Origin of the sequence: Amaricoccus sp. W119, from assembly GCF_047275745.1 — a bacterium.
GTDB lineage: Bacteria > Pseudomonadota > Alphaproteobacteria > Rhodobacterales > Rhodobacteraceae > Amaricoccus.
The window spans coordinates 15,500-28,508 of sequence record NZ_JBKQWU010000008.1; the positions used below are offsets into that span (position 1 = coordinate 15,500).

12 protein-coding genes are annotated in these 13,009 nt (G+C 68.1%); 8 read left to right on the top strand and 4 right to left on the bottom strand.

The annotated features are described in order from the left end of the window. The first annotated feature begins 73 nt into the window (after positions 1-73). The 8 genes from ACLJK8_RS06670 to ACLJK8_RS06705 are packed head-to-tail and all read left to right on the top strand — an operon-like array spanning position 74 to position 8,120. Positions 74-943, top strand: coding sequence for a carbohydrate ABC transporter permease (locus ACLJK8_RS06670; protein ID WP_413149327.1), 870 nt, complete (start codon positions 74-76; stop codon positions 941-943). A 9-nt stretch (positions 944-952) separates the two neighbouring features. Beyond that, positions 953-1,777, top strand: a complete 825-nt coding sequence (locus ACLJK8_RS06675; protein ID WP_413149328.1) for a carbohydrate ABC transporter permease — start codon at positions 953-955, stop codon at positions 1,775-1,777. Between the two features lie 19 nt (positions 1,778-1,796). Continuing rightward, positions 1,797-2,801, top strand: a complete 1,005-nt coding sequence (locus ACLJK8_RS06680) for an ABC transporter ATP-binding protein (protein WP_413149329.1) — start codon at positions 1,797-1,799, stop codon at positions 2,799-2,801. Further along, a complete protein-coding gene (locus tag ACLJK8_RS06685; RefSeq protein ID WP_413149430.1) occupies positions 2,798-3,571 on the top strand; it encodes an L-iditol 2-dehydrogenase in 774 nt (257 codons plus the stop codon). Before ACLJK8_RS06680 ends, ACLJK8_RS06685 begins: the two co-directional genes overlap by 4 nt. Positions 3,572-3,586: 15 nt before the next feature. After that, positions 3,587-4,378, top strand: coding sequence for an SDR family NAD(P)-dependent oxidoreductase (locus ACLJK8_RS06690; RefSeq protein WP_413149330.1), 792 nt, complete (start codon positions 3,587-3,589; stop codon positions 4,376-4,378). Between the two features lie 19 nt (positions 4,379-4,397). Then, positions 4,398-5,876, top strand: coding sequence for a mannitol dehydrogenase family protein (locus ACLJK8_RS06695; protein ID WP_413149331.1), 1,479 nt, complete (start codon positions 4,398-4,400; stop codon positions 5,874-5,876). Positions 5,877-5,879: 3 nt separating this feature from the next. Beyond that, a complete protein-coding gene (locus tag ACLJK8_RS06700) occupies positions 5,880-6,551 on the top strand; it encodes an HAD family hydrolase (protein WP_413149332.1) in 672 nt (223 codons plus the stop codon). Positions 6,552-6,557: 6 nt separating this feature from the next. Then, positions 6,558-8,120, top strand: coding sequence for an FGGY-family carbohydrate kinase (locus ACLJK8_RS06705; RefSeq protein ID WP_413149333.1), 1,563 nt, complete (start codon positions 6,558-6,560; stop codon positions 8,118-8,120). Between the two features lie 117 nt (positions 8,121-8,237). On the opposite strand, the gene ACLJK8_RS06710 is transcribed toward ACLJK8_RS06705, so the two are convergent. The 4 genes from ACLJK8_RS06710 to ACLJK8_RS06725 all read right to left on the bottom strand — a co-directional run bounded on the left by ACLJK8_RS06710 (position 8,238) and on the right by ACLJK8_RS06725 (position 13,006). Beyond that, the gene (locus ACLJK8_RS06710; RefSeq protein ID WP_413149334.1) at positions 8,238-8,753 is read right to left on the bottom strand and encodes a CarD family transcriptional regulator; all 516 of its coding nucleotides are present in this window, start codon (positions 8,751-8,753) and stop codon (positions 8,238-8,240) included. 280 nt (positions 8,754-9,033) lie between these two features. Beyond that, positions 9,034-9,372: a ferredoxin FdxA gene (fdxA, locus tag ACLJK8_RS06715; RefSeq protein ID WP_413149335.1), complete on the bottom strand. Its 339-nt coding sequence runs from the start codon at positions 9,370-9,372 to the stop codon at positions 9,034-9,036. Between the two features lie 73 nt (positions 9,373-9,445). Further along, positions 9,446-9,760: an RNA-binding S4 domain-containing protein gene (locus ACLJK8_RS06720; RefSeq protein WP_413149336.1), complete on the bottom strand. Its 315-nt coding sequence runs from the start codon at positions 9,758-9,760 to the stop codon at positions 9,446-9,448. A 36-nt stretch (positions 9,761-9,796) separates the two neighbouring features. After that, complete coding sequence (locus ACLJK8_RS06725; RefSeq protein WP_413149337.1) at positions 9,797-13,006, bottom strand: helicase-related protein; 3,210 nt, start codon at positions 13,004-13,006, stop codon at positions 9,797-9,799. Positions 13,007-13,009: the final 3 nt, after the last annotated feature.

The following is a 13,009-nucleotide window of genomic DNA, read 5'->3' on the forward strand; positions in this document are numbered from 1 at the left end:
GTAACACCTGCTGCCCGGGAATTCTCCCGGGCGGCCCTTTCCCACAGCCCGTCCGTCCGCGAGGGAGTCCCCCATGGCCACCCGGCAGACCGAATCCATCGCCCGCTTCATGCGGATGCCCGCGATCATCCTGCTTCTGATCTGGATGGCCGTACCGCTCGCGATGACGGTCTATTTCTCATTCCGCTACTACAATCTGCTCAATCCGGCCGCCGGCGGCTGGGCGGGCTTCGAGAACTATTCCTACTTCCTGAGTGATCCGGCCTTCTGGCAGGCGATCCGCAACACGCTCGCGATCGTGCTCGGCGTGCTCGCGATCACCGTGATCGGCGGCATTGCCATCGCAATGCTGATCGACCAGCCGATCTACGGACAGGGGATCGTGCGGATCCTGGTGATCTCGCCCTTCTTCGTCATGCCCCCGGTCGCCGCGCTCATATGGAAGAACATGATCCTGCACCCGGGCTATGGGGTCTTCGCCGATGTCTCGCGCTTCTTCGGCCTGCAGCCTGTGGACTGGTTCGCCGCCTTTCCGCTCTTCTCGATCATCATCATCGTCGCCTGGCAGTGGCTCCCGTTCGCGACGCTGATCCTGCTCACCTCGCTTCAGTCGCTCGACAGCGAGCAGAAGGAAGCCGCCGAGATGGACGGCGCCGGTATCCTCGCGCGCTTCTGGTATCTGACGCTGCCGCATATGGCGCGCGCGATCACCATCGTGGTGCTGATCCAGACGATCTTCCTGCTCGGTGTCTACGCGGAGATCCTCGTCACCACGAATGGCGGCCCGGGATATGCCTCGACCAACCTGCCCTTCCTCATCTATCGCGCGGCGCTCCTCAATCAGGATGTCGGCGGCGCGGCGGCGGGCGGCGTGGTGGCGGTGATCCTCGCCAATATCGTCGCGATCTTCCTGATGCGCCTCGTCGGCAAGAACCTGGATTGAGGTGAAATCATGGCACGCGCCGTAACAACCCGTACCAAGCTCGGCTTCACCGCCGCCGCCTGGATCGTCGCCCTGCTGATCTTCTTCCCGATCCTCTACACGATCATCACCTCGCTCAAGACCGAGCCGGAGGCGATCGCAGGGCTGGACCTCATCCCGTCCTTCACGCTGGAGAGCTACCGCGAGGTGCAGAACCAGCAGAACTACATCCGGCCGTTCATGAACTCGGTCATCCTCGCGGTCGGCTCGACAATTCTCGCCCTGATCGTCGCGATCCCCTGCGCCTGGGCGATGGCCTTCTCGCCCACGAAGCGCACCAAGGACGTGCTGATGTGGATGCTTTCGACCAAGATGATGCCGGCCGCCGCCGTGCTCGTCCCGATCTACCTGATCTTCCTCAGGACCGGGCTCATGGACACGCGCTTCGGCCTGACCGTGCTGTTGATGCTCATCAACCTGCCGATCGTGGTCTGGATGCTCTACACCTACTTCCGCGAGATCCCGGGCGAGATCCTGGAGGCGGCGCGGATGGACGGGGCCGGGCTCTGGGAGGAGATCTGGCACATCCTGACGCCGATGGCGGTGCCGGGCATCGCATCGACCCTGCTTCTCAACATCATCCTGGCCTGGAACGAGGCCTTCTGGACCATCCGCCTGACGACCACGACGGCGGCGCCGCTGACGGCCTTCATCGCGAGCTTCTCGTCACCCCAGGGCCTGTTCTGGGCCAAGCTCTCGGCGGCCTCGGTCATGGCCATCGCACCGATCCTGATCATGGGCTGGTTCAGCCAGAAACAGCTGGTGCGCGGCCTGACGTTCGGCGCGGTCAAGTAAGAATCCGGAGGAATTTCAAGTGGGCAATATCGTACTACGCGACGTCAACAAGTCCTTCGGGCCGGTCACGATCATTCCGAAGATCAATCTCGAAATCGAGAACGGCGAATTCGTCGTCTTCGTCGGCCCCTCGGGCTGCGGCAAGTCAACGCTTCTGCGGCTGATCGCCGGGCTCGAGGACACGACGGGCGGCACGATCATGATCGATGGCCGCGACGTGACGCACGAGCCGCCGGCGAAGCGCCAGCTCGCCATGGTGTTCCAGTCCTACGCGCTCTATCCGCACATGACGGTGGCGAAGAACATCGCCTTCCCGCTCAAGATGGCGGGCGAGAGCCAGGAGGAGATCGACAAGAAGGTCTCGAACGCCGCGCGCATCCTGAACCTCGCCAACTATCTCGAACGCAGGCCCGGCCAGCTCTCGGGCGGCCAGCGCCAGCGCGTCGCGATCGGTCGCGCCATCGTGCGCCAGCCCTCGGCCTTCCTCTTCGACGAGCCGCTGTCGAATCTCGACGCGGCGCTTCGCGGCACCATGCGGCTCGAGATCTCCGAACTGCACCAGTCGCTCGGCAAGACGATGATCTACGTCACCCACGACCAGGTCGAGGCGATGACCATGGCCGACAAGATCGTGGTCCTGAACGCCGGCAACATCGAGCAGGTCGGCTCGCCGCTCGACCTCTACCGCGCGCCGAAGAACCGCTTCGTCGCGGGCTTCATCGGCAGCCCGACGATGAATTTCGTCGAAGGCCCCGAGGCCGGCAAGCACGGCGCCCATACGATCGGCGTGCGGCCCGAGCATTTCAGTGTCTCCACCTCCCCGGTCGAAGGCGGCTGGAAGGGTACCGTCGGCGTCGCCGAACATCTCGGCTCCGACACCTTCTCCCATGTCGAGACCGAGGGACAGGGCACGATCAATGTCCGCTCTTCCGGCGAGGTCGCGGTTTCCCACGGCGACACCGTCTGGCTCAGCCCCCATCCGGAGCGCATCTACCGCTTCGATCCTCAAGGGATGGCTATCTGATGCGACTTGAAGGCAAATCCGCCCTGATCACCGGCGCCGCCCGCGGAATCGGCGCCGCCTTCGCCAAGGCCTATGTCGCGGAGGGCGCGACGGTCGCCATCGGTGACATCGCGCTCGACCGCGCCGAGGAGACGGCGGCCGCCATCGGCTCGGGCGCCTACGCGGTCCAACTCGACGTGTCCGACCAGGGCTCGATCGACGCCGCCATCGCGGCGGTGGTCGAGCGCGCCGGCGGGCTCGACATCCTGATCAACAACGCCGCCCTCTTCGACGCGCACAACATCGTCGACATCACGAGGGCGAGCTACGACAAGCTCTTCTCGGTCAATGTCGCCGGCACGCTCTTCACGATGCAGGCGGCGGCGCGGCAGATGATCGCGCAAGGCCGGGGCGGCAAGATCATCAACATGGCGAGCCAGGCTGGCCGCCGGGGCGAAAGCCTCGTCGCGGTCTATTGCGCGACCAAGGCGGCGGTGATCTCGCTCACGCAATCCGCCGGGCTGAATCTCATTCAGCACGGGATCAACGTGAACGCCATCGCGCCGGGCGTGGTCGACGGCGAGCACTGGGAACATGTCGACTCGATGTTCGCGAAACTGGAGGGCAAGAAGCCCGGCCAGAAGAAGGCCGAGGTCGCCGCCGGCGTCCCCGCCGGCCGTTTCGCCACGCCCGAGGATCTCACGGGCATGGCGGTCTTCCTCGCCTCCGACGAGGCCAACTACATTCTCGCCCAGACCTACAACGTCGACGGCGGGCAATGGATGAGCTGAACCGGGAGTTCTGACATGGACCTGGGTCTCTCCGACAAGGTGGCGGTCATCACCGGCGGCAGCGCCGGGATCGGCCTCGGCGTCGCACGGTGTTTCGCCCGCGAGGGCACCCGTGTCGTCCTCGCCGCGCGCGACCGCGAGCGCGTGGCCGGCGCCGCGCGCGACATCGCCGAGGAATTCGGCACCGAGGCGCTCGGCCACCCCTGCGACGTGGCGACGGCGGAGGGCTGCGACAGCCTCATCGACGCCGCGCGCGAAGCCTTCGGCGGCGTCGATATCCTGGTCAACAACGCCGGGACCGGCTCGAACGAGACCATTCTCGACGCGCCCGACGACAAGTGGCAGTCATACTGGGACCTGCATGTGATGGCCGCCGTCCGCCTCGCCCGCGGGCTCGCGCCGATCATGGCCGAGCGCGGCGGCGGCGCGATCCTCAACAACGCTTCGATCTGCGCCGTGCAGCCGCTCTGGTACGAGCCGATCTACAACGTGACCAAGGCCGCCCTGCTCATGCTCTCGAAGAACATGGCGACCGAGTTCATCCCCATGGGCATCCGCGTCAACACGGTGAATCCCGGCCTGATCCTGACGCCGGACTGGATCAAGACGGCGAAACAGCTCTCGGCGGACACCGGCGGCGACTGGGAAGGCTATCTGCAATCGGTCGCCGACGAACATGCGCCGATCCGGCGTTTCGGCACGGTGGAGGAACTCGCCGACTTCATGGTGTTCCTCTGTTCGCCGCGCGCCTCCTACGTCTCCGGCTCCGTTCACCATGTCGATGGCGGCATGCTCCGCTCCATATAAGACTACGAGGAAGCACCCGATGCCAACCAATGCGATCCCGCTCTCGCTCGCCAATCTCGACAAGCTGCCGTCCGGGGTCGAGCGCCCCGCCTACGCGCGCGGCGATCTTTCGGCGGGAATCCTGCATTTCGGGATCGGCAACTTCCACCGGGCGCATCTGCAGGTCTATCTCGACCGGCTGATGAACGCGGGCCGCGACAAGGATTTCGCGATCCTCGGCGCCGGCGTCACGCCCTATGACGTGAAGATGCGCGACGCGCTCGAAGGGCAGGACTGGCTTTCGACCGTGGTCGAGCAATCGGCGGCGGTCTCGGCCGCGCGCGTGACCGGGGTGATGACCGACTTCATCCCGCCGATGGAGGGGGCCGCGATCATCAAGGCGCTCTCCGACCCCGCCATCCGCATCGTTTCGCTGACCGTGACCGAGGGCGGCTATTTCGTGAACCCGGCGCTCGGCAAGTTCGACCCGGAGCATCCGGCGATCGTGGCCGACGCGCGGAACCCCGACGATCCGAAGACCGTCTTCGGCCTCATCCTCGCCGGGCTCAAGGCGCGCCGCGCCGCCGGGATCGAGCCCTTCACCGTCATGTCCTGCGACAACGTTCCCCATAACGGCAAGGTCTGCCGCGACGCGGTGGCGGGTCTCGCGGAGGCGCAGGACAGCGATTTCGCCGCCTGGGTCCGCGAGAGCGTGGCCTTCCCGAATGCGATGGTGGACCGGATCGCGCCCGCGACCTCGGACCGCGAGCGCGGGATCGTGCGCGACGAATTCGGCATCGAGGACGCCTGGCCGGTGTTCTGCGAGGACTTCCTGCAATGGGTGGTCGAGGACAATTTCCCCGCCGGCCGCCCGGCCTTCGACGAGGCGGGCGCGGAATTCGTCGAGGACGTGACCCCCTGGGAGATGATGAAGATCCGCATCCTGAACGGCGGGCACGCGATCATCGCCTATCCCGCGGGCCTTCTCGACATCCATTTCGTGCATGAGGGGATGGAGCACCCGCTGGTCCGCGCCTTCCTCCAGAAGGTCGAGCGCGACGAGATCATCCCGATCGTGCCGCCGGTGCCGAACACCGACCTCGACGGCTATTTCCAAAAGGTCGAGGAACGCTGCCTCAATCCGAAGATCGGCGACACGATCCGCCGGCTCTGCCTCGACGGGTCGAACCGGCAGCCGAAGTTCATCATTCCCTCGATCGCCGATCGGCTGGAAAAGGGTCTGCCGGTCGACGGGCTCGCGCTCGAAAGCGCGCTCTGGTGCCGCTATTGCGCCGGGACAACCGATTCCGGCGCGGTGATCGAGCCGAACGATCCGAACTGGGAGCGCCTGACGGCGGTCGCCAAGGAGGCGAAGTCCGATCCGATGGCCTGGCTCGGGATGAAGGACATCTACGGCTCGACGGCGGACTCCCCGGCGTTCCGGAAATCCTTCGCCGACTGGCTCGGCCTGCTCTGGCGCGAAGGGACGGTCGCCACCCTTCAGCGCTACCTGGGCTGAGCGGTGACCGGGGGCGCGCCGCTCGTCATCTTCGACTGCGATGGTGTGCTCGTGGACAGCGAGCCGATCGCGATGGCGGTGCTGCTCGAGACGATCCGCGCCCAGGGGCTCGAGATCGATCCGGCCCAGGGCTACGAGCTCTTTCTCGGCCGAAGCCTCGCCAGCGTCGGACAGATGCTGGCCGAGGATTTCGGCGTGAAGCTCGACCCGCTCGCGCTCGAGGAGATGCGCCAGCGGCTCTACGCGCGGTTCCGCGCCGAGCTGAAGCCAACGCCGCGCACCCCGGAGGTTCTGGCCGCGCTCACCGCGCCCTTCTGCGTCGCCTCGTCGAGCCAGCCGGAGCGGGTGGAGCTTTCGCTGCGGCTGACCGGGCTCTGGGAGCATTTCGACGGCAAGCTCTTCAGCGCGACCATGGTCAGCCACGGCAAGCCGGCGCCGGATCTTTTCCTTCTAGCGGCCGAGCGCATGGGCTATGATCCGGCCAACTCCCTGGTCGTGGAGGACAGCGCGGCCGGCATTCGCGCGGCGCAGGCGGCGCGCATGCGGGTCGCAGGCTACACCGGCGGTGGTCATGCGCGGAACACGGAACATGAAGCGCGCCTGCGGGCCCTCGATCCGGACTGGATCATCGGTGACATGCGCGAATTGCCGAGGCTTCTGCGCCACTGGCAGTGAGGCTCCATGACGCCTCTGCTGGCCGCGATCGACGTGGGCACCGGGAGTGCCCGGGCCGGGATCTTCACGCTCACCGGCCAGCTTCTCGGCCGGGCGGAGCAGCCGATCGAGACGCGCCGCCTCTCCCCGACCGTGGCGGCTCAGGACAGCGAGCAGATCTGGCGCGCCTCGGCCTCCGCGCTCCGCGCCGCGGTCGCCGAGGCGGGTGTCAGGGCGGAGGAGGTCGAGGCGCTCGCCTTCGACGCGACCTGTTCGATCGCCTTCCGCGCCCCGGATGGCGCGCCGGTCGGCATCCTGCCCGGCGAGGCACCGCGCTGGGACACGATCCTCTGGCTCGACCATCGCGCCGCGGCGGAGTCCGCCGAGTTCAGCGCGACCGGGCATCCGGCGCTTCGCTACCTCGGCGGCAACATGCCGCCGGAGATGGCGCCGCCGAAGCTGCTCTGGGTCAAGCGCCACATGCCGGCGGCCTGGGCGCGGACCGGGCTGATCCTTGATCTCGCGGATTTCCTCGGCTGGCGCGCGACAGGCTCCATGCGGCGCTCACACTCCGTCCTCACCTGCAAATGGTCCTACCTCGGCGCCACCGGCGGCTGGCCGCGGGATTTCTTCGCAGCGGTGGGGCTCGACGATCTCGCGGACCGCGCCGGTATCGAACCGGCTCCGGCGGCCGTCGGCGAGCCGGTCGGGCGGCTGTCGATCGGCGCGGCGTCGGATCTCGGCCTGCCACCTGGGCTCCCCGTCGGCGCCGGTCTGGTAGACGCCTATGCAGGCGCGCTCGGAGTGCTTGGGGCGGAACGCCCAGGGGACGCGGCGCTGATCGCGGGAACATCGACCTGCCTGCTCGCGGTCACTCCGGACCCGCCGTTCATTCCGAGCGCCTGGGGTCCCTTCGCGGACGCGGTCCTGCCGGGCGCCGCCGCGATCGAGGTCGGCCAGTCGGTATCCGGCGCGATGCTCGACCGGTTGCTCGCCCCACCCGGCGCGCCGGCCCCGACGGCGGAACTGCGCGCGCGGGTGACGGCGAGGCTGCGCGAACTGCGCGCCGAGACGCCGGATCTCGCGCCAGAGATCCAGATCCTGCCCGATTTTCTCGGCAACCGCGCGCCGCTCGGCGATGCGCGGGCGCGCGGCACCATCACCGGGCTCGACATGGGCGGGGATTTCGATTCGCTCTGCCGGCTCTACTGGCGCGGCGCGGTCGCCCTCGCGGTCGGGCTTCGCGAGATGATCGCGCATCTCGGCGGGCATGGGCTGACCGTGGACCGGCTGCTTCTCGCCGGGGGGCATGCCCGGGACAGCATCCTGACCGGGCTCTACGCCGATGCGACCGGGCTCAAGCTGATCGAACCGCGGGATGATCCGGTGCTGCTCGGCACCGCGATGGTCGCCGGGGTCGCCGCCGGCCGATATGCCGACACGAGGGCGGCCGCCCGGGCGATGGGTGGCGAGGGCCCGGAGCGCGCGCCCGATCCGGCCAACGCAGGCTGGCTTGCCCGGGATGCGAAGGCCTTCGCGCTGATGCGCCGCCACCGCGCGGAGATGGAGGCCTTGCTGCGCCCCCTCTGACGCGCAAGGCAAAAAGAAAGAGCGCCGGAGGTCCAGCGCTCTCATGCCCGTCTGATCAGCATCGACCCGGACGCAAGGCCGGCCACGAAGGCCGACCGCGCTGACCTGGGCGCGAACTCAGGCGGCGACGCGTCCTCCGAGCACGTCATCGACATGCTCCTGCGCCTGGCCCTCGTCGATTCCATTCACCGCCGCGACCTCGCGGGTCAGCCGCTCCAGCGCCGCCTCATAGAGTTGACGCTCGGAATAGGACTGCTCGCGCTGATCGTCCGAGCGATGCAGATCGCGCACGACCTCGGCGATCGAGATCAGATCGCCCGAATTGATCTTCTGCTCGTATTCCTGCGCCCGGCGCGACCACATCGCGCGCTTGATCCGGGCCCGCCCCTTCAGGGTCTCCATCGCCTTGCCGACCGTGTCCACCGAGCTGAGCGGCCGCATGCCGACGGAACTCGCCTTCGCCGTCGGCACGCGAAGCGTCATCTTGTCCTTGTCGAAGGAGATCACGAACATTTCCAGGCGGAGCCCGGCGACTTCCTGTTCGTCGATCGATACGATCCGGCCTACCCCGTGAGCCGGATAGACAACGAAATCGTTCGGGCGAAACTCGGTCGCCTTCTTGGTCTTGCTCATGTTGGCGTCTAATCCTTACTGACTACGGGCGGCCACCTTCGCCGGTACACCGCAGCGACAAATTCCGCGCCGGTTGCTCATCGTGCAACCTGCTCGGAATTGACTGACTCGGCAGACCGGCTACAGGCTGTTTGGCCTCAGCCTTGACCACGTGACCATTTGTGCAACTGCATATAGCACAAACACAGCCAAAAGGGAAGGGACAGGCACGCAATCGCTGCCCCGCGGGAGTTCAGAAACGTTCCCGCGGGGAAAGAGGACCGCGGGCGCGAACTCTGGTTCAGCCGCCCTCGCCCGGCGCTTCGGAGAAGTATTTCTCGCGCTTGTTGGGCTCGCCGTCGCGCTCCTCCGCCTCCGGGAGCGGGTCGCGACGGGTCGCAAGCACGGGCCATTGCTCGGAGTACTTGCGATTGAACTCGACCCATTCCTCGAGATCGGGCTCGGTATCCGGCCGGATCGCATCGGCCGGGCATTCCGGTTCGCAGACGCCGCAGTCGATGCACTCGTCCGGGTGGATGACAAGCATGTTCTCGCCTTCGTAGAAGCAATCTACCGGGCAGACCTCGACGCAGTCCGTGTACTTGCAGGCGATGCAATTGTCGGTGACGACGTATGTCATGGCTCAGGGCCTCGATTCATTGTCCTCATGATCCGCAAAGCCTGTCACACTCCGCGAAAGGGTATTTAACAGGCTACCGTTCGGGATCAAGGGTCCCTGCGGTGTCCGGTTGTGGTTCCTCAAGGTCGAGGTAGAGTTCGCGCGCCTCCGTCGCAGGTCCGCGCCGGGAGCCGAGCGCCACCACCCGGATCACCCGGACCCGTGATCCCTGGACGAAACTCAGCCCGTCTCCGGGCCGGACCGGCGCCGCGGGCTTGGTCACGCGGGAGCCGTTCACCCGGATGCCACGCGCCACCGCCTCGGCGGCGAGACCGCGGCTCTTGAAGAATCGCGCCTGCCAGAGCCATTTGTCGAGACGCATCGACGCCGGTCGGGTCTCGCTCGGCATCACGCGCTCACCGCGGGCCCGTCATTCCCCGCGCCATCATTCCCGCAGTTTCAACGACATCAGCGCGGCGAAGGGGTTGTCCGGATCGACCGGACGTTCCGGGCGCTCCGCCCGGCGCGGCCGGTGCTGCTGTTCGCCCTGCTTGCGCTCGGGCTTGCCCTTGCCATGCTTCGGCCGGCCGCCCTGGTGATCGCCGCCCTTGCGGTTGCCGTCGCGGTTGCCCTCCCGGTTGCCGTCGCGCTCGCCCTGGTTGCGATTCCCGGCCTTGCCGCGGCGCTCGTGCCCGGCGCCATCAGCGCCGTGGTGCCGGCCCTGCCCGGCCCGGGCCGGCCGCTGCCGGGGGGCGCGGACGAAGGTGTAGTAGCTCTCGACCTCGAGCGATTCGAGCGGCGCTTCCTCCGCCTGCGCGGAGGGGGAGATCGGCGGCTCCGAGGGGACGGGCGTTTCGACCGGCGGATCGTCGGGCACGGGCGTCTCCGCCGGGGGTTCCTCGACGGGCGGGGTCACCGGAACCTCCGCCGGCGGATCGATCGGGTCCTCGGTGGGCGTGGTCGGCGGCGCCTCGTAGGGCTCCTCGATCGGCGTCTCGGCCGGAGCGTCGCCCGGAATCTCGGTCGGCGTTTCGGCGGGGACATCCGCCGGCACTTCGTCCGGCGTCTCCCCCGGCGCGGCCGCCATCTCGGGGGGCGTGGCGGGTGGTGTCTCGGACGGCACGTCCGCCGGTGTCTCGGACGGCACGTCCGGCGGTGCCTCGGCCGGGGCGTCGGCCGGCACCTCGGCCGGTGCATCGCCGGGAACATCAGCCGGAACCACGTCGGGTGTCTCGCCCCCGCCCGCGCTGGCGGCCTCGGCCGGCTTCGGGGCGCGCCGTTTCGGCCGGGTGCCCTCTGTCGCGGTATAGCCCATGCCGCGCATCAGCCCCGCGAACTGTTCGAGGCTGAGCCCGGTGATCGACAGCATGTCCGCCGATGCCTCGAACCCCGCGCGGGCGTCGAGACCCCGGATCATGTCCGCGAGGCGTTCCAGCATGTCGATCCGGATCGCGCGCTCCCCGGCGAGCCGGTAGCCGGCGCGGGCGTAGTACCCCCCGGGCGCGCCCTGAACGGCGGGAACGGTGACGAGGCCGGGCGGCGGCGCCTCGGGGAAGACGTCGAAACCCTCGCTCAGCGACCAGAGCACCAGCCGGAGCCGCGTCACGGCGGGTTTCAGCATCAGCGGCTGGAAGATCGTGTACTGGCCGAATCGGACCCCGTGCTTGCGGAGCCCGGCGCGCTGTTCCTGATCCAGCGATTTCACATCCTCGGCCACGTCGCCGCGCGGCAGAACGCCCAGCGCCTCGACGAGCCGGAAGGCGATGCCGCGCGCCATGCCCGACAGCGACTCGTCGTCGCGGAGCGCGATCAGAGGCTGGAACAGCGCCGCGCTCTTGCGGTCGATCCAGTGGCCGAGACGGCGCTTCACCTTCTCGGCGATCTGCGGGTCCGCGCCTTCCTCCACGAAGGCCTCGATCTGGGGCGAGAGCACATCGCCGCCGGTGACGAGCTTGCCGACGGCGTGCTCGCCCCACATCAGGCCGCCCTGTTCGGTCACGTCGATCTCGGTGTCGGGGGCGTTGTAGAACTTGTCCGCCCGCAGGTTCAGCGCAGGCGCCAGCGCCGCGAGGCCGGCGGCGCGCAATGTCCGCGCCTCTTCCGCCGAGGCCGAGGGGTCGAGCTGAAACCGGAACCCTTCGAGCCGGCCGATGAACTGGTCATCGATCGTGACTTCACCGTCTTCGGTCACCGTGGCCACGAGGCCCTCCCTCTGCTTCAACCGCCGCATCAAGATGCTCGTGCGCCGATCGACAAATCGCTGGGTCAGCCGCGCGTGCAGCGCGTCCGACAGGCGGTCTTCTACCGCACGGGTTTCCTCTCGCCAATGGTCCGTGTCATCGACCCAGCCCTTTCTCTGGGCCACATAGGTCCAGGTGCGGATATAGGCGAGCCGTTTCGACAGGGTATCGATATCGCCCTCGGCCCGGTCGATGCGCCGTATCTGCGACGCGAGCCAGTCGGTCGGGATGCCGCCCTCCTCGCGCAGGAATTCGTGCAGCCGGGCGCAGAGGTTCGCATGTTCCTGAAGCGAGACCTTGCGGAAATCCGGAACCCGGCACACGTCCCAGAGAAGCCGGGTCTCCACCGGCCCGCGCAGGCCGCGGATGTCCGGCATCTCGGCGAGCGCGCGCAGCGTCAGAAGATCGTCGGCCTCCCGCGCCCGTTGCAGATCCGGCTGGCCCGACGAGGCTTCGAGACTAGCGATCAGCGCCGCCGGAGAGCCGTATTCGAGCGCGGCGTTGCGCCATTGCAGGCGCCGGATCGGCTCGAACCGGTGCCGCTCGATCGCCTCGGCGACGTCCGGGTCGAGCGGGCCGGCCTCGCCGGTCACACCGAACGTGCCGTCGGACATGTAGCGCCCGGCGCGTCCCGCGATCTGCGCGAGTTCCGCGGGCGCGAGATGCCGGTGCCGCCGGCCGTCGAACTTGACGAGGCCCGAGAAGGCGACATGGCTGATGTCCAGATTGAGCCCCATCCCGATCGCATCGGTCGCGACCAGGTGATCCACGTCGCCGTTCTGATAGAGCGCCACCTGCGCGTTGCGCGTGCGCGGGCTGAGCGCGCCCATCACCACGGCCGCGCCCCCCTTCTGGCGGCGGATCAGCTCGGCGATCGCATAGACATCCTCGACCGAGAAGCCGACGATCGCGCTGCGCGCCGGCATCCGGCTGATCTTGCGCGCGCCGGTGTAGCGCAGGTCGGAGAACCGCTCGCGGGACAGAAACCGCGCACCGGGGATCAGATGCGCGATCCGGCCCCGCATCGTGTCGGAGCCGAGAAACAGCGTCTCGTTCAGCCCGCGCGCGTTCAGCAGGCGGTCGGTGAAGATATGCCCGCGATCCGGATCGGCGCAGAGCTGGATCTCGTCCACGGCGAGGAAATCGGCGCCGAGATCGACCGGCATCGCCTCGACGGTGCAGACCCACCAGGCGGCGCGGGGTGGCACGATGCGCTCCTCACCGGTGACGAGCGCCACGACCGAGGGTCCGCGCAGCGCCACGATCCGGTCATAGACCTCGCGCGCCAGCAGGCGGAGCGGCAGGCCGATGACGCCGGTCCGATGCGCCAGCATCCGCTCGATGGCGTAATGCGTCTTGCCCGTATTGGTCGGACCGAGCACCGCCGTGACGCGGGGTTCGCCGTCGAAAGCCATGCG

Excerpts from the sequence above, each read along its gene's own strand:
- ACLJK8_RS06670 (WP_413149327.1), top strand. The coding sequence starts at position 74 with ATGGCCACCCGGCAGACCGAATCCATCGCCCGCTTCATGCGGATGCCC.
- ACLJK8_RS06675 (WP_413149328.1), top strand. The coding sequence starts at position 953 with ATGGCACGCGCCGTAACAACCCGTACCAAGCTCGGCTTCACCGCCGCC.
- ACLJK8_RS06690 (WP_413149330.1), top strand. The coding sequence starts at position 3,587 with ATGGACCTGGGTCTCTCCGACAAGGTGGCGGTCATCACCGGCGGCAGC.
- ACLJK8_RS06695 (WP_413149331.1), top strand. The coding sequence starts at position 4,398 with ATGCCAACCAATGCGATCCCGCTCTCGCTCGCCAATCTCGACAAGCTG.
- ACLJK8_RS06705 (WP_413149333.1), top strand. The coding sequence starts at position 6,558 with ATGACGCCTCTGCTGGCCGCGATCGACGTGGGCACCGGGAGTGCCCGG.
- ACLJK8_RS06710 (WP_413149334.1), bottom strand. The coding sequence starts at position 8,753 with ATGAGCAAGACCAAGAAGGCGACCGAGTTTCGCCCGAACGATTTCGTT.
- fdxA (WP_413149335.1), bottom strand. The coding sequence starts at position 9,372 with ATGACATACGTCGTCACCGACAATTGCATCGCCTGCAAGTACACGGAC.
- ACLJK8_RS06720 (WP_413149336.1), bottom strand. The coding sequence starts at position 9,760 with ATGCCGAGCGAGACCCGACCGGCGTCGATGCGTCTCGACAAATGGCTC.
- ACLJK8_RS06725 (WP_413149337.1), bottom strand. The coding sequence starts at position 13,006 with ATGGCTTTCGACGGCGAACCCCGCGTCACGGCGGTGCTCGGTCCGACC.